The following is a 22,368-nucleotide window of genomic DNA, read 5'->3' as shown; positions in this document are numbered from 1 at the left end:
GCTTTAGAGAGTGTTAACGATAAAAATAATTTAGTGACTTTCGTGCGCCATCGACAGGTAGACAACTGTCAGCATCATGAAAATGAATGCCTGCAAGCAAACGATCAGAATATGGAAAATCGCCCAGCCAGCGCCCAGCAATGCACCGAAGATAGTGCCTGCCAGACCAGTCGCCGCCCACATACCCAGCAGCAAGAAAATGATTTCACCCGCGTACATATTGCCGAACAGACGCAGAGAGTGCGACAGCGGCTTGGAGATGTACTCGATGAGATTGAATGCAAAGTTGGCAGGCCAAACCAGCGGATTGCTACCAAACGGAGAACAGAACAGCTCATGAATCCAGCCACCCAGGCCTTTGACCTTGATGCTGAAGAAAATCATCAGCAGCCACACTGCCAGTGCCAGCGCAAAAGTTGCATTGATATCAGAAGTGGGAACGCTGCGCCATTCATGCAACCCGAGCCAGCCGTAAACAATGGCCATAATGTCGATGGGCAGGAAATCCATCGCATTCATCACCAACACCCAGACAAATACCGTCAGGGCGAGCGGGGCAATAAAAGCATGGCGGTTACCGTGAAATATGCTTTTGACCTGGTTATCCACAAACTCAAACAACAGCTCAACAAACGCCTGGCGCTTGGTTGGAACACCGGCAGTCGCACCGCGCACCACCCACCACAGCAGGCCAAACACAACAATTCCCAGCAAAGCTGAAGTCACCAGGGTATCCACATGGAGCACCCAGAAACCTGTATCACCCACCACCTTTTGATTAAAGGAAAGGTGATGACCGATATATTCAGATGGAGTTAATTGACCTGTCGCCATAACATCAAATCCTAAGCGTTGTTTTTTTCGTTAATTGCAAAAATTGCTGCGCCGGACATGATGGCAGCTGCCGCCAATCCACCGATAAGGGCGATTGGTATCAAATGTCCGTAAAACTTGAACACCAAGAGCAGTGATATTGCAATCACAGCAATCTTGATGGCCTCAGCAATCAAAATATTTACCAGCACGGAACCGGCTCCTGTTGTCGCTGTCTTATTTTGCAGCTTCAACTTGGCAGCCAGACCACCCAACACTGCAGCACCACCGCCAGCCAGTGCTGAAAGTGCGCCATGCAACCCAAGCAAGGCAAAGGCAATGACAGCTACAACCAAGGTTGCTACCAGCTGCCGCTTGATCATGTTTGCCAGTAGTTCGTCCATGCCTTTTAGTTTCCCTGATTCACAAATTACGGGCAAAACCCGAGCTAGGCTTCTGCCCAAACCGTGAAAAGCCGAGATTCTGTTGTTAAATCAGGCTCAAGTCAAGCTGAAATTACTATTTCCCGCCTTTAAACCGTTGAATTAGCTCATCCAGCTGATCGAGATTGGCATAGTGAATCTTGACCTGTCCCGCCCCTTTGCTGCCCGCTCGAATTTCCACAGATGCCCCAAGCAGTCCTGACAGATCCTCCTGAAGACGCAACACATCACGATCAACCGGCTTGGCAGGCTTTTGCTGCGGTTCTTCCAGAAGTTGTTTAACCAGCTTCTCTGCCTCTCTCACAGATAGTGCTTTCTGACTAATTTGCTCTGCAGCGATGATCTGCTTTGCCTCTGGCAATGCCAATAAAGCCCTGGCGTGCCCCATGTCCAGCTTGCCATGCATCAGCATATTCTGCACATTTTCATTTAGATTCTGCAATCTAAGCAGATTGGTCACTACACTACGCGAACGTCCTACTGCATCGGCAGCTGCCTGGTGCGTCATATTGAACTCATTGATGAGGCGCTGTATACCCAGCGCTTCCTCCAGCGGATTCAGGTTCTCGCGCTGGATATTCTCGATCAGCGCCATTGCCAACGCTGATTCATCAGGAATATCCCGCACAAGGACTGGCACTTCTTGCAGACCAGCTAGCTGAGAGGCACGCCAGCGACGTTCACCGGCGATGATTTCATATTTGCCAACAGCAATTTCTCGCACCAGGATAGGTTGCATAATACCCTGGGCCTTGATAGAGGCAGCCAGACTGGCTAGCGACTCTTGATCCATCTGGGTACGAGGTTGATATTTCCCAGGCTGCAACTGCTCCACTCTTAACGCATGCGGCACATCGTTAGCACTTACACTATCTGAATCACCTGCCAACAGGGCATCCAAGCCACGTCCCAAGCCCTTTAACTTAACCATTGAAACTCCTAGCTGACTGCAACTTGTCGATTTGTAATGAGATGGCGATTGATGATTTCACCCGCCAACGCCAAGTAGGCCTTGGCACCCTTGGATGCACGATCATGGAACAACACCGGCACCCCATAACTAGGCGCTTCGGCCAGCCGGATATTACGCGGGATCACTGTACGGTAGACCTTGTCACCAAAATGCTGCGCCAATTCTGCTGATACTTGCTGTGCCAAGGTATTGCGATTATCAAATAGCGTGCGCAGCAACCCCTCAATCTCAAGGTTGGGGTTGAGATGTGCCCGCACTTTCTTGATGGTATTGACCAGATCGGACAACCCTTCGAGCGCATAGTATTCGCATTGCATGGGGATCATCACCGCATGGGCCGCCGTCAAGGCATTCACCGTCGTCAGGTTGAGGGCCGGGGGGCAGTCGATGAGGATATAGTCATACCCATCTCCCAACTCTGCCAATGCAGTCTTCAAGCGGGTTTCCCGCGCAAACTCATTAACCAGCTCAACTTCCGCACCAGCCAGCTCACGATTGGCAGGCACTACATCAAAGCGGCCTTTTTCCGAGCGCTGCGTAACTTCGCGCAAAGTCTTTTCACCGATCAGGACATGGTAAATCGTGTGCTTCATACTGGATTTGTCTATGCCGCTACCGGTGGTGGCATTGCCTTGCGGATCAAGGTCTATCAACAATACTTTGCGCTTGGTGGCTGCCAGACTGGCAGCTAGGTTGACGCATGTCGTCGTCTTTCCCACGCCACCTTTTTGATTGGTAATTGCCAGAATCCTCATGATTTAAGCCATCCCACTTTATTGAATTAATTCGTTCTGGTTGACCGGCAGGAAAACCAGGTGTCGCTGTGCATCCAAACCCGGCACATGCAAAGGCTCTATCCGAGAGGGCTGCAAATTCACCGCGGCCAACTCCTCAACAGGGTTAATCCCTTTCATTGCCAGCCAACACCCATCCTCGGCGATCAAATGGCGCGTCAGCTTGATAAACAAAGCCAGCTCGGAAAAAGCGCGAGAAATGACCGCATTGAATGGAGACTCTGGCTTAAACTGTTCCACGCGACCACTTACTACCTGTAAATTGCCTATCTGCAACTCCGCCTTGGCCTGGCGCATAAAACTGGCTTTTTTCTGCACCGCATCAATGGTAGTCACCTGCAAATCAGGCAAACAAATAGCCAGCACAATGCCAGGCAGCCCAGCACCACTGCCCACATCCAACAACCGACCAGGGGGAATATGCTGCAAAACAGATAGGCTATCGAGTAAATGCAAGGTCACCATTTCGTCAGGATCTCGTACCGCAGTCAGGTTATGTACTTTGTTCCACTTCTGCAGCAACACCAGATAGTCCAACAATTTCTTCACGGCCTCGGCAGGAAGTTGAATATCCAATGCCTGCAAACCTGTTTCCAGCTTTAATTGCAAACTCATGTCACCTGATCCGCAACACGGCCGTTTTTGCGATATTTCCGCTTCAAGTGCACTAGCAACAATGATATCGCTGCCGGGGTAACGCCAGAAATACGTCCAGCCTGGCCAACAGTTTCTGGCTTCTGTTTAGTCAGCTTTTGCTGCACCTCAATCGACAAGCCATGCACTTCGCTGTAATCCAGATCCGCTGGCAGCTTGTTACTGTCACTACCCTTGAGACGCGCCACCTCTTCAGTTTGACGGTCTATATAGCCCTGATATTTGGCGGCGATCTCCAATTGCTGGCGGACATGCTCATCAGCCTCACCCACACCCGCATTCGGCAAACTGAGCAACCCTTCATAACTAACCTCAGGCCGGCGCAACAGCTCAAACATGGAATACTCACGTTCCAGGAGTTTACCGAACACGCGCTGCAAATCATCCACCGGCACATGCTGAGGATGAATAAAGGTCTTCTTTAAACGCTCTTGTTCTCTCTGGATAGCTTCCTGCTTGCGTGAGAACGCTTCCCAGCGCACATCATCCACCAGACCAATTTTTCGGCCAGCCTCCGTTAATCGCATATCCGCATTGTCTTCACGCAGCATCAATCGATATTCAGCACGGCTAGTGAACATACGGTAAGGCTCACTCACCCCCCCAGTAATCAGGTCATCAACCAATACGCCCATATAGGCTTGATCACGAGTAGGGCACCAGGACTCTTTTTCCTGGGCATACAATGCGGCATTGGCACCTGCCAGCAGACCTTGCGCAGCAGCCTCTTCATAGCCTGTAGTGCCATTGATCTGCCCCGCAAAGAACAAGCCTTGTACCGCTTTGGTTTCAAGTGAGCTCTTCAAGCCGCGCGGATCATAATAGTCATACTCAATCGCATAACCTGGGCGCAGGATATGCGCACTTTCCAAGCCCTTGATAGATCTTACTAACTGATACTGGATATCAAACGGCAAACTGGTTGAAATGCCATTAGGGTAAATTTCATTGGTCGTCAGACCTTCAGGCTCCAGGAAAATCTGGTGCGATTCTTTATCAGCAAACCTGTGAATCTTATCTTCCACCGAAGGACAATAGCGTGGACCCACCCCTTCAATCACGCCGGTATACATAGGGGAGCGGTCCAAGCCACTCCGGATGATTTCGTGCGTTCTTTCATTGGTAAAGGTAATCCAGCACGGGAGTTGGGCAGGGTGCTGGGCCACATTCCCAAGAAAGGAGAACACTGGCACCGGGTTATCCCCAGGCTGCTCTGCCATCACACTATAATCGATAGTCCGGCCATCAATGCGGGGAGGGGTCCCAGTTTTCAAACGTCCTGCCGGCAAACCAATCTCGCGCAACCTCGCAGCCAAGGATACTGCGGGAGGATCTCCGGCACGCCCTGCCTGGTAATTGGACAACCCCACATGGATCAATCCAGCCAGAAATGTACCTGCTGTTAACACCACCGATTTGGATTCAAAGCGCAAGCCAAGCTGGGTGACAACTCCAGCCACCCTCTCGCCCTCGAGAATAATGTCATCCACTGCTTGCTGAAACAGCCACAAATTAGGCTGATTTTCCAGACGCCGACGTATAGCCGCCTTGTACAACACACGATCAGCCTGCGCCCGAGTGGCTCGAACAGCAGGGCCCTTACTGGAATTAAGGATACGGAATTGAATACCACCCTCATCGGTAGCGGCAGCCATAGCACCGCCCAAAGCATCCACCTCTTTGACCAAATGTCCTTTACCAATACCACCAATTGATGGATTACAGGACATCTGACCTAATGTTTCTATATTGTGTGTTAATAGCAGGGTTTTCTGACCCATGCGAGCACTTGCTAACGCCGCTTCCGTTCCCGCATGCCCACCTCCCACTACAATCACATCAAATTTTTCAGGATATTGCATTAAAATTACTCAGATAGAATTATCTGAATGATACTGCATTCATGCCTTACCTGTCAGTGATTATAAGGATGTTCCACGTGAAACATCCTTTTTAGACCTCATTTCTCTCCCTTTTTGTTTCACGTGAAACAATCGAAATTACCACTCATCACTGTCGTCAATATGTCCATTCGGACTATATGCGCGATTATGGAGTTATGGTATTTTTGGGATCAATAAAACATTGTGCTGTTATAAGTAAATAATTAGAAATATCAAAATAAATCAGTAGTTAAAAAGTCATTCAAGTTAATACTATCGGGGATTCATATGTTATTACGTGCCTTATTGTTACCTGCAATGGTAGCAAGCTCTTTTTTCAGCATCAGCGCTCATGCAGCACTTGATGCCAATCAAACATTTCAACAATTCAATGCGGTCGTATTGGGTAATATTGATTCAACATCTCACCTGCATGGACGCACTTGGGTCGGCGGCAGTGTTGTAGGAGGCGAGTATGTACACCGCACACTCCCAGCATCTGATTACGCGGGCCTGACTGTTATCGGTAATGTACAAAGTAGTGGTAGTGGCAAAGTGCTTTCAGCTGGCGCGGTTATCGGCGGCAGTCTTGATAACTTTCATGTCAACGGTGGCAGTGCAGCAATATTGGGAAATGCTAACAATGGTCATTTGAATGGTCCCACTTATGTGCAAGGGACAGCGACCAATATTAACTTCAATGGCGGCAAGCTAGACACGCCAAACTCAATATTGCAAACCAATATCAGCGCAGCCACCTCCACTGATTTTCGTACCCTGCTTGGCAACACTTCCTCTGACTTACGTCAACTGAGCAATACCAGCAGTGTAACCCTGAATGGCAATAAAGCTACTTTTACCGCCACTGCTGATAGCACCGGACTGGCCGTGTTCAATCTGAGCATCGAAGACTCTATCTCCATCTTCAAGCTGGGTGAATTTGATTTCATCCTGAACAACGCGACTACCATCATCATTAATTCCGGACTTACCGACATCGATATTTCCGCAAACTTCCTCGGTGGTTCAGCGCAAAAAATTGCCAGCTCGACCATCTGGAATTTTTACGATGCTGAAACTGTCGATTTCGGTGCCCAATTTGGTGGCTCAGTACTTGCCGTTAAAGCTGACCTGAAAAACACGGCGGATATTGAAGGTAATGTGTACGTCAACAACCTGACTCAACGTGGTCAAATTCATCAATACGGATTTACTGGTGATATCCCAGTACTGGCTGTACCAGAACCTTCTACTTATGCCATGTTCCTCGCGGGCCTGGGTCTGCTAGCGTTTGGTGCTCGTCGTCGCGCATAAATAAAGCACGATTGACAATAAAAAAGCCCGGGTTAACCGGGCTTTTTTATTCAACTAAATAACTCTATTTACCAATACAAAATCGGCTAAATATTTCTCCGAGCAAATCATCAGGGCTAAACTCCCCTGTGATCGTATTTAATTCTTCTTGTGCCAAACGCAACTCTTCCGCAAATAACTCCGGCTGTAACAATAACTCAGCAGCCAATTCCAGATGTTCCCGCACTTGGTCTAACGCAGTCAAGTGACGAGCTCTCGCCATAAAAACACCTTCACCGCTCGGTTGCCAGCCAGCAATTTCCAGCAGATGTTGACGAAGCAAACTCAACCCATCACCAGTTTTTGCCGAGAGGTGAATATGAGTCTGCTGATCGATTTTCTCAATTTTTGGGCTTGTTGAATCAAGATCAATCTTGTTGTGTACCCATATTTTTGGCAAAAACTGCGGCAATCGCTGCAAAATCAATTTTTCTGCATTTCCAATACCATGGCTTGCATCTAGCAATAATAATGCAACGCTGGCGTTTTCTAGCGCTCGCCAAGTTCTGGCAATTCCATGCTGTTCTACTTCATCTTCGGTCTCGCGCAAACCAGCAGTATCAATAATATGCAACGGTACTCCATTGATTTGTATGGAGTTTTTTATGGTATCCCGTGTGGTCCCGGCAATAGGGGTCACAATCGCCACCTCTTCCCCGGCCAGTTGGTTCATCAAGCTCGATTTTCCCACGTTAGGCTGGCCAACCAGGACAACCTGTATACCCTCACGCAATAAATTGCCTTGCTGCGCTTCCTTGAACACCGATTGCAAGCCGACAGCTACCGTTGCCAGCTTTTCTGCCACCCGTCCCTGAGAAATAAAATCGATATCCTCTTCGGGAAAGTCCAGACAGGCTTCCACGTAAAGACGCAGGTCTATCAGTTGTTGCAGCAATGCATGGATACGGGAGGAAAATTCGCCTGAGAGGGATCTCACTGCACTTCTGGCTGCAGCTTCAGTCGCCGCATTAATCACATCCGCCACTGCTTCAGCCTGGGCCAGATCAAGTTTGTCATTGAGATAAGCGCGCCTGGTGAATTCACCAGGTTCAGCCTGGCGTGCACCCAGGGCAATACAGCGCTTTAGTAGTATCTGCATGAGGGCAGGGCCGCCATGGGCCTGCAACTCCAGGACATCTTCACCGGTGTAGGAATAAGGACCGACATAGTAAATGGCGATGCCTTTATCGATCAACTGCTGATCGGCTTCCTTGAAATCAAGGTAAGCCGCATGACGTGGAGCAGGGCAGTGGCCAAGGATGGCCACGGCGATTTCCCTGCTCGCAGAGCCTGATACACGCACCACGCCAATGCCCCCAGAACCTGGGGCAGTGGCTATGGCAGCAATCGTATCAACGGCGTACATTTCCCTTCTTCTTGGTAGCAGCTGCACGTTCTGTTGAACGGTTGATATGCCATTGCTGTGCAATAGAAAGAATATTATTCACCAACCAGTAAAGTACCAACCCGGCCGGGAAGAAAAAGAAGAATACGCTGAACACAATCGGCATGATGGCCATGACCTTGGCCTGGACTGGATCGGCTGGCTTAGGATTCAGCCTGGTCTGGATGATCATGGTCGCGCCCATCAGCAAAGGCAGCAAGCCAACCGGCATGTTCAACCAAGGGATAGTGCCGAACAAAGTATCCGGCGCAGACAAGTCTTGTATCCACAGCATGAATGGGGCATGACGCATTTCCACACTACCGAGTAGCACCCAGTAAAGAGAGATGAATACCGGGATCTGTACCAGGATAGGCAAGCAACCGCCCATTGGGTTGATCTTCTCGGTCTTGTACATCTCCATCATGGCTTGATGCATCTTCTGCTTGTCATCGCCATATTGCTCTTTCAGGCGTTGCAGACGTGGTGCCAGTTCCCGCATATTGGCCATGGAGCGATAGCTTGCCGCAGACAATGGATAGAACGCCAGCTTGATCAGCACAGTCAGCAGAATAATTGAAACACCCCAATTATTCACAAGTTTCTGGATAGATGACAATACCCAGAACAAGGGAGAAGCAATGACAGTAAGCCAGCCATAATCGACGGTATATTCGAGGCCAGGGGCGACACTATTGAGCTCAGTCTGCGTTTGTGGACCGGCGTATAGTCTAGCTTTCACATCCGCAGTCTTACCAGGCTCGATGTTGCCAACATGGCTAACGCTACCGATAGAGTAAATCTTATCAGCCAGTTTCTTGGAGTAAAACTCGCGCGCCAAACCATTCTGAGGAATCCAGGCACTGACAAAATAATGTTGTACCAGTCCCACCCAGCCATCGCTGGCATTCTTGGAAAGATTGGTCTTGGACATGTCAGAGAAGCTCAACTTCTTATACTTGTCTGACTCTGTAAAATAAGCCGCACCGGTAAAAGTGGGCATCATGCGTGATCCTTGATGGGATTCACTATCATGCACAATCTGGTAATAGATGGATGGATCAATCGCAGCAGTGCCATTATTGCGGATTTGATAATTTACATCAATTGCATAACTGTCACGGTGGAAGGTATAAATCTTGTCGACTTCAACACCATTTTCACCCTTCCAGGTCAGGCGTACATCCAGTGTATTAGCACCGGCTTGTAGCTTGTAATTGCTGGATTCACTGGTGAATGTAGCCTTGTGGGTAGGCAGCTGATTACCAATCAAGCCGGTTTGGGCCACGTACAGGGCAGGGGAGCCCCTATCATCCATCAAGATGAAGTCCTGATTCAGGTCTTCATCATCTTTATGCTCACGCAATTGCAGACGACGCAGGTCGCCGCCTATCGTATCAATACCTGCCTTGTACAAATCAGTTTCAACATTAATACGTTCAGCGGTTTGCAAGCGGAAACCATTCTCGACCGGCAAGCCGGACTGAGCTGCTGGCTGACCAGCTGATTTGGCTGCTTGGGGAATGCTGCCATCCTCTGCTTGTTGAGCTTGACTAGCAGTAGTGGGGACCGGTTTATGGTCACGTTGCCAGGAATCCCAGAGCATCAATATGGAAAAGGAAAAAATGACAAACAGAATCAGGCGCTTGGTATCCATAAATCTCTTATCTAGTAATTAAGGCCATCAATATCATGGCACTGGATCATGTCCGCCTGCATGCCAGGGATGGCATCTAGACAACCGGCGTATCGTATAAAAAGCACCGCGCAATGCACCATGCTTATGCATGGCTTCAATCGCATACTGCGAACAAGTGGGGAAAAATCTGCAGCTCTGACCGATGAATGGACTCAATGTCCATTGATAGATCTTGATCATCCCTATCAATAGACTAGAGAACAGCTTCATGCTCGTCATTATGCTTGATCAGCTTACGTTGTAAATTCTCAACCAGCTCAATAAACTCCTGCTGAATTTCAGCAAAATTTTCAGCAGAAAACTGTTTTTGAGGTCTGGCTACAATATCCAATCCCTGCAATTGATCTTGCCTAACCCTGAACAGTTCCCGTAATACACGTTTCATGTAATTACGATCAACGGCCCGACGAGCGACTTTCTTTCCCACTACAAGCCCCAGACGAGCATTTCCCAGCGTATTGCATTGATAATGCAAGACAATATAACGCCCGGAAACCCGCTTGCGGAAATTAAAAACGGATGAAAATTCATCCGTTTTTAATAATTTTGCCCGACGTGTAAAAGCGTATGAAGGCAAAACCATGTATAGCTAAATCGCCTTAACGGCGAACGGCTGAATTAAACAGCCAGGCGAGCACGGCCCTTGGCACGGCGCGCAGCGATAACAGCGCGACCACCGCGGGTCTTCATACGCACCAGAAAACCGTGGGTGCGAGCGCGACGAACTTTCGAAGGCTGATAGGTGCGTTTCATGAGAATCTCCGATGACTTCTATGCGTTACTAATCAAAAGGGCGTAATTTAACCTGATTACACAGGGTTATGTCAATGTTTATTTAGGAAATACATCAGCTTGTGAAAATGATTGTGGCTTGCCTGTGGATAAGTTGTGGTAAACAAGCTAGAATCACCCATCCGGCTGAGGGTAAAACTCCCTCGCTTACGGGCATCCACCCGGTCAATCAATAAGAACCGGAAGTATTCATTCTAGATTAATCTTTAATCAGTCACTGCGGGAGTTTCGGGCAACCGATGGAAAATTTTTGGTCTATTTGTCTCGGTCGCTTTGAAGAGGAATTATCGGCGCAGCAATTCAATACTTGGATCAAACCGCTCAGGTTTGAAACCCATAATGGTATCTTCCGTTTACTTGCCCCCAATCGCTTTGTACAGCAATGGGTAAAAGATAGATTCCTGCAGAAGATCCAAATCCTGGCAGAAGAAGTCTATCCCGAGTCAGTTCAAATTGAATTGGCCTTGTACGATGCGACCGACAAGAAACAAGCGCCTGCCATTTCTGCCATTCCCAGTAAACCAGCAAAAACCAGCCCTGACACTGCTATCCCTTCTTTGGATGCTGAAATAAGCAAGGTAACCAAGCCTGTCAGTCCTAGTCGCGCTGCCAACGTTGTCAAGAAAACCAAGCCCGCGGTTGAAACCAATGGACTGAATCCATCGTTCTCTTTTGATAACTTTGTCACTGGTAAAGCGAATCAACTAGCCAGAGCTGCCGCCATCCAGGTCGCAGAAAATCCGGGCACCGCCTACAACCCCTTGTTTATTTATGGCGGTGTAGGGCTAGGCAAAACCCATGTGCTGCAAGCCATCGGCAATCACCTCAAACAGCAACGGCCAGATGCCAAGATCCGCTATCTACATGCAGAACGCTATGTCTCTGATGTGGTAAAAGCCTACGAACACAAGGCGTTTGATGAGTTCAAGCGTCAATATCACTCTCTTGATCTACTGTTGATTGACGATATCCAGTTTTTCGCCAAAAAGAGTCGTACCCAAGAAGAATTTTTCTACGCCTTCAACTCGCTGATTGAAGCCAAGAAACAGATCATCATCACCTGTGATACCTATCCCAAGGAAATCGCAGATGTCGATGAACGTCTGCGTACTCGTTTCAGCTGGGGCCTGACCGTAGCTGTTGAACCACCTGAGTTGGAAATGCGCGTGGCGATTCTGTTGAAAAAGGCCGAGGCTGCACGTGTCAACTTGCATGAGGATGTCGCCTTCTTCATCGCCAAACAGGTCCGTTCCAGCGTGCGTGAGCTGGAAGGTGCACTCAATCGTATCATTGCCATGGCCAATTTCACCGGACATGCTATCGACGTCAACTTGGCAAAGGAAGCATTGAAAGACCTGATCGCCGTACGCGGTCGCCAGATTACAATTGAAAATATTCAAAAAACGGTGGCTGACTATTACAAGATTAAAGTAGCGGAAATGTATAGCAAGAAACGCTCACGTAATTTTGCCCGTCCACGGCAGGTAGCCATGGCGCTAGCGCGTGAGCTGACCAATCATAGTTTTCCAGAGATTGGAGAAGCGTTTGGTAGTCGCCATCACACCACCGTGATGCATGCCTGTGATGAAATTGAGCAATTAAGGCAGAATGATCCCAATGTAGGGCGAGATATCTCGGTGCTGATCCAGGTGATCAGGGATTAAGCAGTTAAGTTATGGATAGCCTGTGAATAGAAATGCGGTTTAGGCGCGATTTTCAGAAAGCGTTAAAATAACCAACATTCTATCCACACCAGTATCTAACAATGTCAAGACAGTTGAGTCTGACTTAGTAATTTGAGTTTAAAAGAAAAAATAGAGTTATCAACAGAAGTCTCTAACATTATTGTTATCATTAATTTATATTTTACTATTTAGGTTTTAAAGATATGAATATCAAAATCAATCGCGATACGCTGCTAAAACCCCTTTCATCTGTAAGCGGCATTGTTGAAAGACGTCATACCTTGCCTATCCTTTCCAATCTGTTACTGGAAGCAAAGCAAGATAAAATCGTCCTGACAGCCACAGATCTTGAAATGCAAATCTCACTTTCTGTGGAAACCGCGGTTGGTGGAGAATTATCGACCACAGTATCAGCAAAAAAACTGCTGGATATCTGCAGGTCACTACCTGAAAACGCTGAAATCAACATGGCAACGCAGGAAAATCGAATTCAGGTCAAAACCGGAAAAAGTCGATTTAATTTGCAAACCTTGCCTGCCAACGATTACCCGGTAATGACCAAGGCCGCTGGCGCAAGCAATACCGTGATTAAAATTGGCCAGAAATCCCTGAAGCGTCTTTTCAAGCAAGTTGAGTTTGCGATGGCACAACAGGACATCCGGTATTACCTCAATGGATTGCTATTCGAAGTGAATGGCAATCGTCTCAATGTGGTAGGTACTGACGGACACAGGCTGAGTTTTACTTCAACTGAACTCACGACGAGCTACGAAAAACAGGAAATAATCCTGCCGCGTAAAACCGTGATTGAATTGATAAAGTTGTTGGATGAAAGCGAGGAAGAAGTCACAATAGAGGTTGCCAGTGGTCAAGCTAACTTTGCTTTTGGTGATATCCGTTTGATTTCAAAGGTAATTGACGGGAAGTTCCCTGATTACACACGTGTTATCCCTAGTGGTCATCAAAACAGTTTCACTGTAGATCGCATGATGATCCTGCTTTCCATGCAACGCGCTTCGATTCTTTCCAATGAAAAATATCGTGGAATCCGTATGGTATTGACTGGCAATAGCTTGAAGCTCATCAGCACCAACAGTGAGCAGGAAGAAGCAGAAGAAGAACTTGAAATAAACTATCCAGGCAATGCGCTGGACATCGGCTTTAATGTGACTTACATGATTGACGTTCTGAATAATGTTGATAGCGAAAACGTCGTGTTTTCTTTTGCAGATGCCAACAGCAGCTGCTTGGTCACGGTTGAAAATGACAACAACTACAAATATGTTGTAATGCCAATGCGTATTTAAGGCATTGTTTTATTGAATTAAATTGATTGTTTCACGTGAAACCCTAGGACTATGACTGAATACAATTCCGATAGTATTAAAATCCTTGAAGGCCTGGATGCTGTACGTAAGCGCCCTGGTATGTATATTGGCGATACCTCCGACGGTAGCGGTTTGCACCACATGGTATTCGAGGTTCTGGATAACGCTATTGACGAAGCCCTAGCTGGTCACTGTGATGACATCAAGGTAATTATCCATCCGGATAATTCCATCAGTATTTCAGATAATGGTCGTGGTATTCCAACTGACGTCAAAGAGGACGACAAGCACGAGCCCAAGCGCTCTGCCGCTGAGATTGTCATGACCGAACTGCATGCTGGCGGTAAATTTGACCAGAATTCCTACAAAGTATCTGGCGGTTTGCACGGTGTGGGTGTTTCCGTAGTAAATGCACTTTCAGACTGGTTGCGTTTGCGTATTTTTCGCAATGGTAAAGTGCATCAGATGGAGTTTAATCGAGGCGTCGCTGTTTCGCCTTTGTCCATGACAGGCACTACCGAGCGACGTGGTACAGAAGTACATTTTCTTGCCTCAATAGAGACATTTGCGCTGATTGAGTTTCACTTTGAAATTCTCGCCAAGCGGATTCGAGAACTGTCTTTCCTCAATAACGGCGTCAAGATCGAGCTTATAGACCAGCGTAATGGCAAGAGTGAGAATTTTGCCCATTCAGGCGGTGTGCGTGGTTTTGTTGAATACATGAACCGCAGCAAGACGGTACTGCATCCCAAGCCTTTCTACGCCATGGGCGAAAAAGACGGCATGACCATAGAGGTTTCCATGCAATGGAATGACTCTTACAGTGAAACCGTTCAATGTTTTACCAACAACATTCCACAGCGTGACGGTGGTACCCACCTGACAGGCCTGCGTACTGCAATGACGCGTACGCTCAATAATTACATTGAGCAAAACGACATGGCTAAAAAAGCCAAAATCGACACCAGTGGTGATGATATGCGTGAAGGTTTGACCTGCGTGCTGTCGGTCAAGGTGCCAGAGCCTAAATTCTCATCGCAGACCAAGGATAAACTGGTTTCCGGTGAAGTGCAGCCAGTGGTGCAGGAAGTGGTATCTGCCAAACTGGCGGAATATCTGCTGGAAAACCCGACTGAAGCCAAAATCATCTGCAGTAAGATCATTGAAGCTGCCCGTGCCCGTGATGCAGCCCGCAAGGCGCGCGAAATGACACGTCGTAAAGGCGTGATGGACACCATGGGATTGCCAGGAAAACTGGCTGATTGTCAGGAAAAAGATCCCTCACTGTGTGAAATTTATCTGGTCGAGGGTGATTCTGCGGGTGGGTCAGCCAAGCAGGGCCGGGATCGTAAATTTCAGGCCATTCTTCCCCTCAAGGGTAAGATTCTTAACGTGGAAAAAGCGCGTTTCGACAAATTGTTATCTTCCCAAGAAATTGCCACCCTGATTACCGCTCTCGGCACAGGGATAGGCAAGGATGATTTCAATCCGGAAAAACTGCGTTATCACCGTATTATCATCATGACCGATGCGGACGTTGATGGTGCCCACATCCGTACATTGTTGCTCACATTCTTCTATCGCCAGATGACCAATTTGGTAGAACGTGGTCACATTTACATTGCTCAACCTCCATTGTTCAAAGTTAAACAGGGCAGGGATGAACGTTATCTCAAGGACGAACAGGAGCTAGACCAGTATCTGCTGCAATCAGCCCTCAAGGGCGCAGAACTGCTGACCAGAGAAGGCGGCGAAACCCTGGTAGGGGATGCATTTGCTGAAATTGCCAATCAACTGGTATTGACGGAAGCCGTGATTCGTCGACTAAGTCCACTGTATGACGAAAGCATATTGCGGGCATTGCAGGAACTTGGTGCACTCGATCTGAGTACGGAAGCAGCGGCTGAAGCTGGCGCTGAAAAATTGCGCCCCTTGCTGGGCCATACTGGTAGCCAGGTGCTGGTTTCATTCAATCAAGAAACCGAAAGTTACCGCCTGGAAATCAATAAATATGTGCATGGCAATCTACAATCCTGTGTGATCAACCCTGATTTCCTAGCCAGTGGAGATTACCGCCAGATTTACAAGGTTTCCCAGTTACTGGCAGGCCTGGTTGGTCCTGGTGCCAGTATCAAGCGTGGTGAAAAAGAACAGAATGTGAATAGCTTCAAAGCTGCCCTGGACTGGCTAATGGGTGAAGCCAAGCATGGCCTCAATATCCAGCGCTACAAGGGTTTGGGCGAAATGAACCCGGAACAGCTGTGGGAAACTACCATGGATCCAACGGTACGACGCCTGTTGAAGGTACAGATAGACGATGCCATTACCGCAGATGAAATCTTTACCACATTAATGGGCGATCAAGTGGAACCAAGGCGAGCATTTATTGAAGGAAATTCATTAAGAGTCAATAATTTAGATATCTAAAATTTTTTTAAATTTAGATATCATATTTTAAATATCAAGCCCCAATAAAAGTTGGGGCTTTTTTACTTCCATCAGTTAATTATTAGCCATATGTCCATAAACGATATCAAAACCAATCTGTTAAGCGGCCTTACCGTGGCTTTGGCCATGGTGCCAGAGGCAATCGCTTTTGCGCTGATTGCGCATGTCTCGCCGCTTACGGGGCTTTATGCGGCTGTCATAGTGTCTTTCATCACTTCTGCCTTTGGTGGGCGTCCAGGGATGATATCGGGAGCTGCAGGGGCATTGGCGGTGGTGATGGTGGCTTTGGTTGTGCAGCATGGCGCGGAATATCTGTTTGCGACTGTAGTGCTGATGGGGATATTACAGATGTTGTTTGCGGTGGCTAAACTGGGCAAATACATCCGCATGGTGCCGCATCCCGTGATGTTGGGGTTTGTGAATGGGTTGGCGATCGTGATTTTTATTGCGCAATTTCACCACTTGAAAACAGTAGGCGCGGATGGCAATGAAGTCTGGATGAGCGGGTTACCGCTTTACGTCATGGCGGGATTGATTGCGCTGACGGTATCAATTATTTACTGGTTACCCAAATTGACCAAGGCGATTCCCTCCGCCTTGGCGGCTATTGCGGTGGTAACGGTAGGCGCGGCTGTGCTGGGTATTAGCACCAAAACGGTGGGTGATCTGGGATCGATTGCTGGAGGTTTGCCCGCGTTTCATTTACCCCAGGTACCGATCACGTTTGAGACCCTGAAGATTATTTTCCCTTATGCCTTGATCCTGGCGGTGATAGGCCTGACAGAGACCTTGCTTACGCTTAACCTGATTGATGAAATGACGGATACGCGTGGAGAGCCTAACCGCGAATCGCTGGCGCAGGGCAGTGCCAATGTGGTGACTGGGCTTTTTGGTGGCATGGGTGGCTGTGCCATGATAGGGCAGAGCATGATCAACGTGGGCAATGGGGCCTTGCACAGGTTGTCAGGTATTGCCACTTCATTGTTCCTGCTCTCGTTTATCCTGTTTGCTTCGCGCTGGATTGAGATGATCCCGTTGGCAGCGTTGGTGGGCGTGATGTTTGTGGTGGCAGAGAAGACGTTTGAATGGGGTAGTTTCAGGTTGTTTGGCAAGGTACCCAAGCCGGATATTGTGGTGGGGTTGCTGGTTGCTGCGGTGACGGTGGCTGCCAATCTGGCGATTGCGGTGCTCACCGGGGTGATTGTATCGGCACTTGTATTTGCCTGGGAACATGCGAAACAGATCAAGGCAGAGTCACACCTCAATGAGCAGGGCTGGAAAGTCTATGAACTGAAGGGCAGTTTGTTTTTTGCCTCGATTGCCGCGTTTAATGCGTTATTTACGCCTAAGCAGGATCCTGACCATGTCATTATCGATTTCAGGCATGCCAAGGTGGTGGATCATTCTGCCTTGGCGGCTATTGATGCCTTGGCAGAACGGTATTCAAGCGCAGGCAAGCGGCTTTATCTCAAGCACCTGAGCCCGGATTGCCAGGAGTTGCTGGATAAAGCCAAGGGCATGGTAGAGGTCAACCTGCTGGAGGACCCCAAATACCATGTAGCGGATGACAAGCTTGCCTGATTACCTGGCCTCGAAGCGATAGTGATTGCTTCCCATCAATTTGCCATTGCGATCCGCAATCTGTGCCTTGAGTTCGTATTGGCCGGGCTGCAAGGAAGGCAGCGGATAATCACGTAGTTTGTGGCCTGAGTCAGGCAGCATTTCCAACGGCAGTTTGAGCTGGTCTATCTGTTTGCCATTGTTATAGAGGGTAATGGTATAGCTTGCATGTTCATAACCCTGCCAGGTGTCATTGATGGCCCATAATCCTATCTTGGGTGATTCACCAGCCTTGTATTCGTCCTGCTGCCATTCCAGGCTGGGCAGGATGGGCTGGTAGGCGACGCGCAATGCCTCATAGCCAGCCTTCGGTTGGCGCCAATAATCAACAACCCCCCAATTGATTGAAGGCCAGTTTTCCACAAACATGAACTGGAACACGGCAGAAACCGGCGCATAACGTTGCCGTCTATAGTTTTCCACAGCGAATTGGATCAGTCTGGCTTGGTAATGCTGTGTGTTGTGGATAAATTCTTCAATATTTTTACCTTGCGCGACATGGGCTAATTCAAACGTTTCCTTACGCTGGAAATTATGGAATTCCCATTTCTTCCACTTTGCCTCGGTATCCGGCCACAGTTCATCAGCCTTGAACATGCGCTTGAGGCTGCTCAGGTGAGGCAATGCCTGTGCGCCAAACTCAGTGCTCCATGGATTGGGGGCAGGGCGCGTGAATGATTGCCACGAGTCAAAATACCAGCCCATCCACTCATGCTCTTTGATGCCAGATTCTTTGCGAACAACGCGTAGATCATCCAGTTTTTTCACGTCTGCATAGAGCAGTTCGTCGAGTTTGCGATTGATGTCTGGGGTATAAGCAGGGTATTTCTGCGCCATCCAGGGCGAATCCCATGGGGGTTCGTTATGCATGGTCCAGGAGATGATGGAAGGATGGTGGTTGAGCCCTTTTACCATATCTTGGGCCTGGGACCTGGCTTCGATGGTGAAGGCTTCATCATCACTATATCCCCACAGCAAGGGAAAGTCCTGGGTCACCAGGATACCCATGCGGTCACATAAGTCATAAAACGTCGGCGCACTTACATGTGCATGCACTCGGATGGCATTGATATTGGCTTTCTGCATCATGGTCAGGTCTTGCTTGAAGCGTTCTGGTGACATATCTGCCAGCCATTGACTGGCAATGTAGTTGGTACCACGCAAGAACATGCGGTGACCGTTGATAAACCATTGCAGGCGATCATCTACCCGAACTTCGCGAAACCCAATCACTTTGTCTTGTTGATCCAGAATACGATTGTTTTTCCCTTCATCCTTCAACGTCAGTTTCAGGCGATAGAGATTGGGTTGTCCATATTCAGCTGGCCACCATAATTCCGGTTTGTCGACAGGCAGCTTAAGCGCCAGGTTGTTCTGCCCAGGCCTCAAGGTGTAGGTTTGTTTGAATTGGTAAGACTTGCCTTTGAAGTTTTCTGGAGTGATGTCGGCTTCAATGGTGATAGATGTTTCATGTGAAACATCGCTGCTGACATTGCCAAAGGCTTCAACATCCCAGCGATCAGCCAATTTGCTACTCTTGCTTTTGCGTGGAGTAACGGTCAATTCCCTAAGGGCCGCATCATCTGAAAACTCAATGGCGACAGGTGCCCAGATGCCTCCCGTATTCTGTTCTTGCCCGCGTTCTGACCAGGCACCGCCGGGGCGGGTATCGTGATGGCTGAAAATCCCTTTGATCAGCCGTTTGTGTAATGACCAGTCCTGAGGGGCTTCCAATGGACTATCAACTAAAACGGTGAGCGTATTCTTGCCCTCAACCAGGTGCTTGGATACATCAAACTCAAAAGCCTGGAAATAGCCAATATGTTGCCCAAGATAATGTCCATTGAGCCATACATCCGCCCTGTAATCCACGCCCTTGAATACCAGCTGGGCATGACGCCCGGATTGCCTGCGATCCAGCATGAACTCTTTCTGGTACCAGGCCTGCCCACTGATATCCCTACCCTGGCGATACCAGTTACCCGGCACCTTGATGCTTTGCCAGCCTTTAGTTGGAAGTGGGAGTTCTGAGGTGACCGGTACACGTTCTATCGGCAGAAACTGCCAGGCACCCCCCAGCTCAAGTTGAGATGCAATGCGGGATTGTGCAGAGGCATTGATTGTGCTGAAAAGCAGGCCTAGCAAGCAGCAGAGTTTGAAGATGGAAAACGAGTGCATCAAGGAAACAACCTGTCAGGAATGATGTGGTTATCAATAAAATAGGCCGGGGTGAAGACCCCGGCCTGTGGTTTAAGGTTGCTGGACCGCTTTTTTATTGCTGTGCAGCAAGTAATGGGTGACGCGCTTGGCAATATAACCTGCGATCAGGGTTTTAATCAGTAGTCTCATGAAGATTCTCCTGTTGGTTAATGACGGGTATTACGCGTATTTGAGGTGCCCTGTTCGACTTTACCTCGCCACGCGCCGGTTTCTTTGCCGCGGGATTCAAGAAATCCCTTGAAGCGTTTGAGGTCACCCTCAACCCGGTGGCTGAGTATACCCAGCGCATCTCCTGTGTTTTCTACTACGCCTTCTGGATCATAATCCATCTGCAACATGATTCGGGTAGTTGAGTCATCAATATGATGAAAAGTGATTACCCCTGCATTCTTGGTGCCAGACAGGCTATGCCAAGCAATACGCTTATCCGGGATTTGCTCGGTGATTTCAGCGTCCCACTCCTTGCGCTGGCCTGCTACATTGGCGCACCAGTGCAGATGGGTATCATCCAGCTGTCTCACCTCGGTAATTCCCTCCATAAATTGAGGAAAATCCTCAAACTGGGTCCATTGGTTATAGGCAATGTTGGCAGGAACATTCACTTGGATTGATTTCTCTATCACTGACATTTCGTCCTCCTATGATGGATACTGATTTGTCTTAACAGTTCCGTTGCAAATCGCTCTGTGTAAAATTTTCAGAGAATAGGACAACGGCGCTACGTGTTAAAAATCGTATCATGGACACTGGCTGTGCCACATCAGCAGCCTTCCTATATGGCTGTCGGACAAAGTGAATGCAAACATTCTCATGCCTTGACTGTGATCGCGACCAATTTCATGACTATAGGCCTGACGGCCATCACACAGATAAAAGCAACGGGCATCGCCAGCTTATAGGCCATGAATACACGATCTATATATCCTGTACCCAAGCCACTGTTGGCTCCCACGATCACCAGGCACATCAGCATTGCCATGATGGCGGCCATGAAAAAAGCAAAAACGACAGGGGTGTAGCGAGTAGGAATGCGGATATCAGCATAACGGGCACGGCTGTAAAGGGGGTTGTTCATGATGCTCTTTCAGGATAGTGAAGGGAGTCATCACTGTAAGTGTCTGCCTTGCATCGGGGTAGCTGACTATAACTAATCATATAATCAAGTTAAACTTATGAATTGATAGATTGATTAATAATCTAATCTAATCTAATCTAATCTAATCTAATCTAATCTAATCTAATCTAATCTAATCTAATCTAATCTAATCTAATCTAATCTAATCTAATCTAATCTAATCTAATCTAATCTAATCTAATCTAATCTAATTAGCTGGAGTCGGAATGGATACCCTCAAGGGTGTAGAAAGCTTTGTGAAGGCAGTAGACGAGGGCAGTATTGCAGCAGGAGCACGCAGGATGGGGATTTCTGCCGCGGCGGCAAGCCAGAACATAGCAAGGTTGGAGCAGAACCTGGGTACCCGCTTACTGGCCCGCACTACCCGCAGCATTGCACTGACAGAGAGTGGTCAAATCTATTATCAACGTGTTAAACAGGTGGTGAATGACCTTGAGGAAGCGCAAGCGGCAGTTGGTGAGCTGCATGGCCAGCCACAGGGAAAACTGCGTATTGCATCATCAGGTGCGTTTGGGCGCCATGTGCTTTCTCCCTTGATTCCGGTGTTTGCCCAGCGCTACCCCAGAGTGAGCATAGAGTTAATCCTGACTGATCACAATGTGGATCATGTCCGTGAAGAGGTCGATATCAGTATCCGTTTCCCACAACAACTGGAGCCGGGTCTGGTGGCGCGCAAAATTGCCCAGGTACCGCTGAGGTTCTGTGCATCGCCAGCGTATCTTGATCAATACGGTGTGCCTCATGACCCGGCGCAATTGCGGGAGCATCAATGCCTGGTGTTTCGGTTGCCTTATGACGGCAGGCTGCTGGGCTGGGTATTTGTGCGCGAGGGTGTCAGGTTTGAAGCTGAGCTCAACCCCGTCATCATCAGTAACGATATAGACTCGCTTGCCAAGTTGGCAGTCGAAGGGGCAGGCATTGCACGGATTGGGGCATTCCTGGCTGATGCACTGATTGAACAGGGGAAATTGCTGCCCTTGTTTTTATCAAATCCTGATGCTGAGCATAGTGCCAGCGCCGATATCGAGCCGCTTGATTTTTATGCCTGTTACCGTGATCGACCTTCCGCCGGTGGTAAGGTGCGCTTGTTCCTGGATTACCTGATGGAAAATGTGCCGGCAGCATGGCGTACTTGAGATGCAAC

General features: G+C 48.4%; 20 protein-coding genes. 6 read left to right on the top strand and 14 right to left on the bottom strand.

The window, feature by feature from the left end; translation table 11 throughout:
* Positions 1 to 30 precede the first annotated feature (30 nt).
* The 6 genes from atpB to mnmG all read right to left on the bottom strand — a co-directional run bounded on the left by atpB (position 31) and on the right by mnmG (position 5,539).
* Complete coding sequence (gene atpB / locus LG201_RS10985; protein WP_226772250.1) at positions 31 to 834, bottom strand: F0F1 ATP synthase subunit A; 804 nt, start codon at positions 832 to 834, stop codon at positions 31 to 33.
* 11 nt (positions 835 to 845) lie between these two features.
* Positions 846 to 1,217, bottom strand: coding sequence for an ATP synthase subunit I (locus tag LG201_RS10980; RefSeq protein WP_226772249.1), 372 nt, complete (start codon positions 1,215 to 1,217; stop codon positions 846 to 848).
* A gap of 115 nt (positions 1,218 to 1,332) precedes the next feature.
* Entirely contained in the window at positions 1,333 to 2,187 is an 855-nt protein-coding gene (locus LG201_RS10975) for a ParB/RepB/Spo0J family partition protein (RefSeq protein WP_226772248.1), read from the bottom strand.
* Positions 2,188 to 2,195: 8 nt separating this feature from the next.
* A complete protein-coding gene (locus LG201_RS10970) occupies positions 2,196 to 2,984 on the bottom strand; it encodes a ParA family protein (RefSeq protein WP_264193348.1) in 789 nt (262 codons plus the stop codon).
* Between the two features lie 18 nt (positions 2,985 to 3,002).
* On the bottom strand, positions 3,003 to 3,638 hold the full coding sequence (rsmG, locus tag LG201_RS10965) for a 16S rRNA (guanine(527)-N(7))-methyltransferase RsmG (protein ID WP_226772247.1): 636 nt from the start codon (positions 3,636 to 3,638) through the stop codon (positions 3,003 to 3,005).
* On the bottom strand, positions 3,635 to 5,539 hold the full coding sequence (gene mnmG, locus LG201_RS10960) for a tRNA uridine-5-carboxymethylaminomethyl(34) synthesis enzyme MnmG (protein WP_226772246.1): 1,905 nt from the start codon (positions 5,537 to 5,539) through the stop codon (positions 3,635 to 3,637). The genes rsmG and mnmG overlap by 4 nt, the downstream gene beginning before the upstream one ends.
* 339 nt (positions 5,540 to 5,878) lie before the next feature.
* Here mnmG and LG201_RS10955 point away from each other — a divergent pair, with 339 nt between their 5' ends.
* Complete coding sequence (locus LG201_RS10955) at positions 5,879 to 6,874, top strand: choice-of-anchor A family protein (protein ID WP_226772245.1); 996 nt, start codon at positions 5,879 to 5,881, stop codon at positions 6,872 to 6,874.
* A 64-nt stretch (positions 6,875 to 6,938) separates the two neighbouring features.
* On the opposite strand, the gene mnmE is transcribed toward LG201_RS10955, so the two are convergent.
* The 5 genes from mnmE to rpmH are packed head-to-tail and all read right to left on the bottom strand — an operon-like array spanning position 6,939 to position 10,749.
* Positions 6,939 to 8,279, bottom strand: coding sequence for a tRNA uridine-5-carboxymethylaminomethyl(34) synthesis GTPase MnmE (gene mnmE / locus LG201_RS10950; protein ID WP_226772244.1), 1,341 nt, complete (start codon positions 8,277 to 8,279; stop codon positions 6,939 to 6,941).
* Entirely contained in the window at positions 8,266 to 9,954 is a 1,689-nt protein-coding gene (gene yidC, locus LG201_RS10945) for a membrane protein insertase YidC (RefSeq protein ID WP_226772243.1), read from the bottom strand. Before yidC ends, mnmE begins: the two co-directional genes overlap by 14 nt.
* Before the next feature lie 33 nt (positions 9,955 to 9,987).
* Positions 9,988 to 10,206 (bottom strand): membrane protein insertion efficiency factor YidD, encoded by a 219-nt coding sequence (yidD, locus tag LG201_RS10940; RefSeq protein ID WP_226772242.1) that lies wholly within the window; start codon positions 10,204 to 10,206, stop codon positions 9,988 to 9,990.
* A complete protein-coding gene (rnpA, locus tag LG201_RS10935) occupies positions 10,190 to 10,579 on the bottom strand; it encodes a ribonuclease P protein component (protein ID WP_226772241.1) in 390 nt (129 codons plus the stop codon). Before rnpA ends, yidD begins: the two co-directional genes overlap by 17 nt.
* Before the next feature lie 35 nt (positions 10,580 to 10,614).
* Positions 10,615 to 10,749 (bottom strand): 50S ribosomal protein L34, encoded by a 135-nt coding sequence (gene rpmH, locus LG201_RS10930; protein ID WP_045751845.1) that lies wholly within the window; start codon positions 10,747 to 10,749, stop codon positions 10,615 to 10,617.
* A 278-nt stretch (positions 10,750 to 11,027) separates the two neighbouring features.
* Here rpmH and dnaA point away from each other — a divergent pair, with 278 nt between their 5' ends.
* From dnaA to LG201_RS10910, 4 genes are all read left to right on the top strand, one after another.
* Positions 11,028 to 12,452: a chromosomal replication initiator protein DnaA gene (dnaA, locus tag LG201_RS10925; protein WP_226772240.1), complete on the top strand. Its 1,425-nt coding sequence runs from the start codon at positions 11,028 to 11,030 to the stop codon at positions 12,450 to 12,452.
* Between the two features lie 224 nt (positions 12,453 to 12,676).
* Positions 12,677 to 13,780, top strand: a complete 1,104-nt coding sequence (gene dnaN / locus LG201_RS10920; protein ID WP_226772239.1) for a DNA polymerase III subunit beta — start codon at positions 12,677 to 12,679, stop codon at positions 13,778 to 13,780.
* A 51-nt stretch (positions 13,781 to 13,831) separates the two neighbouring features.
* Complete coding sequence (gyrB, locus tag LG201_RS10915) at positions 13,832 to 16,228, top strand: DNA topoisomerase (ATP-hydrolyzing) subunit B (protein WP_226772238.1); 2,397 nt, start codon at positions 13,832 to 13,834, stop codon at positions 16,226 to 16,228.
* 90 nt (positions 16,229 to 16,318) lie between these two features.
* Positions 16,319 to 17,830, top strand: coding sequence for a SulP family inorganic anion transporter (locus tag LG201_RS10910; RefSeq protein ID WP_226772237.1), 1,512 nt, complete (start codon positions 16,319 to 16,321; stop codon positions 17,828 to 17,830).
* Here the strand turns inward: LG201_RS10910 and LG201_RS10905 are convergent, their stop codons facing one another.
* The 3 genes from LG201_RS10905 to LG201_RS10895 form a co-directional block, all read right to left on the bottom strand.
* A complete protein-coding gene (locus LG201_RS10905) occupies positions 17,831 to 20,047 on the bottom strand; it encodes a glycoside hydrolase family 2 protein (RefSeq protein WP_226772236.1) in 2,217 nt (738 codons plus the stop codon). It lies immediately after the preceding gene.
* A 188-nt stretch (positions 20,048 to 20,235) separates the two neighbouring features.
* Positions 20,236 to 20,718 (bottom strand): SRPBCC family protein, encoded by a 483-nt coding sequence (locus tag LG201_RS10900; RefSeq protein WP_226772235.1) that lies wholly within the window; start codon positions 20,716 to 20,718, stop codon positions 20,236 to 20,238.
* Positions 20,719 to 20,897: 179 nt separating this feature from the next.
* A complete protein-coding gene (locus LG201_RS10895; protein WP_226772234.1) occupies positions 20,898 to 21,164 on the bottom strand; it encodes a DUF2798 domain-containing protein in 267 nt (88 codons plus the stop codon).
* Positions 21,165 to 21,430: 266 nt separating this feature from the next.
* On the opposite strand from LG201_RS10895, the gene LG201_RS10890 reads away from it, so the two are divergent.
* Complete coding sequence (locus LG201_RS10890) at positions 21,431 to 22,360, top strand: LysR family transcriptional regulator (protein WP_226772233.1); 930 nt, start codon at positions 21,431 to 21,433, stop codon at positions 22,358 to 22,360.
* Positions 22,361 to 22,368 lie beyond the last annotated feature (8 nt).

The organism is Methylobacillus gramineus, assembly GCF_020532675.1.
Taxonomy (GTDB): domain Bacteria; phylum Pseudomonadota; class Gammaproteobacteria; order Burkholderiales; family Methylophilaceae; genus Methylobacillus; species Methylobacillus gramineus.
This window is presented reverse-complemented; position numbering and strand designations above follow the sequence as displayed.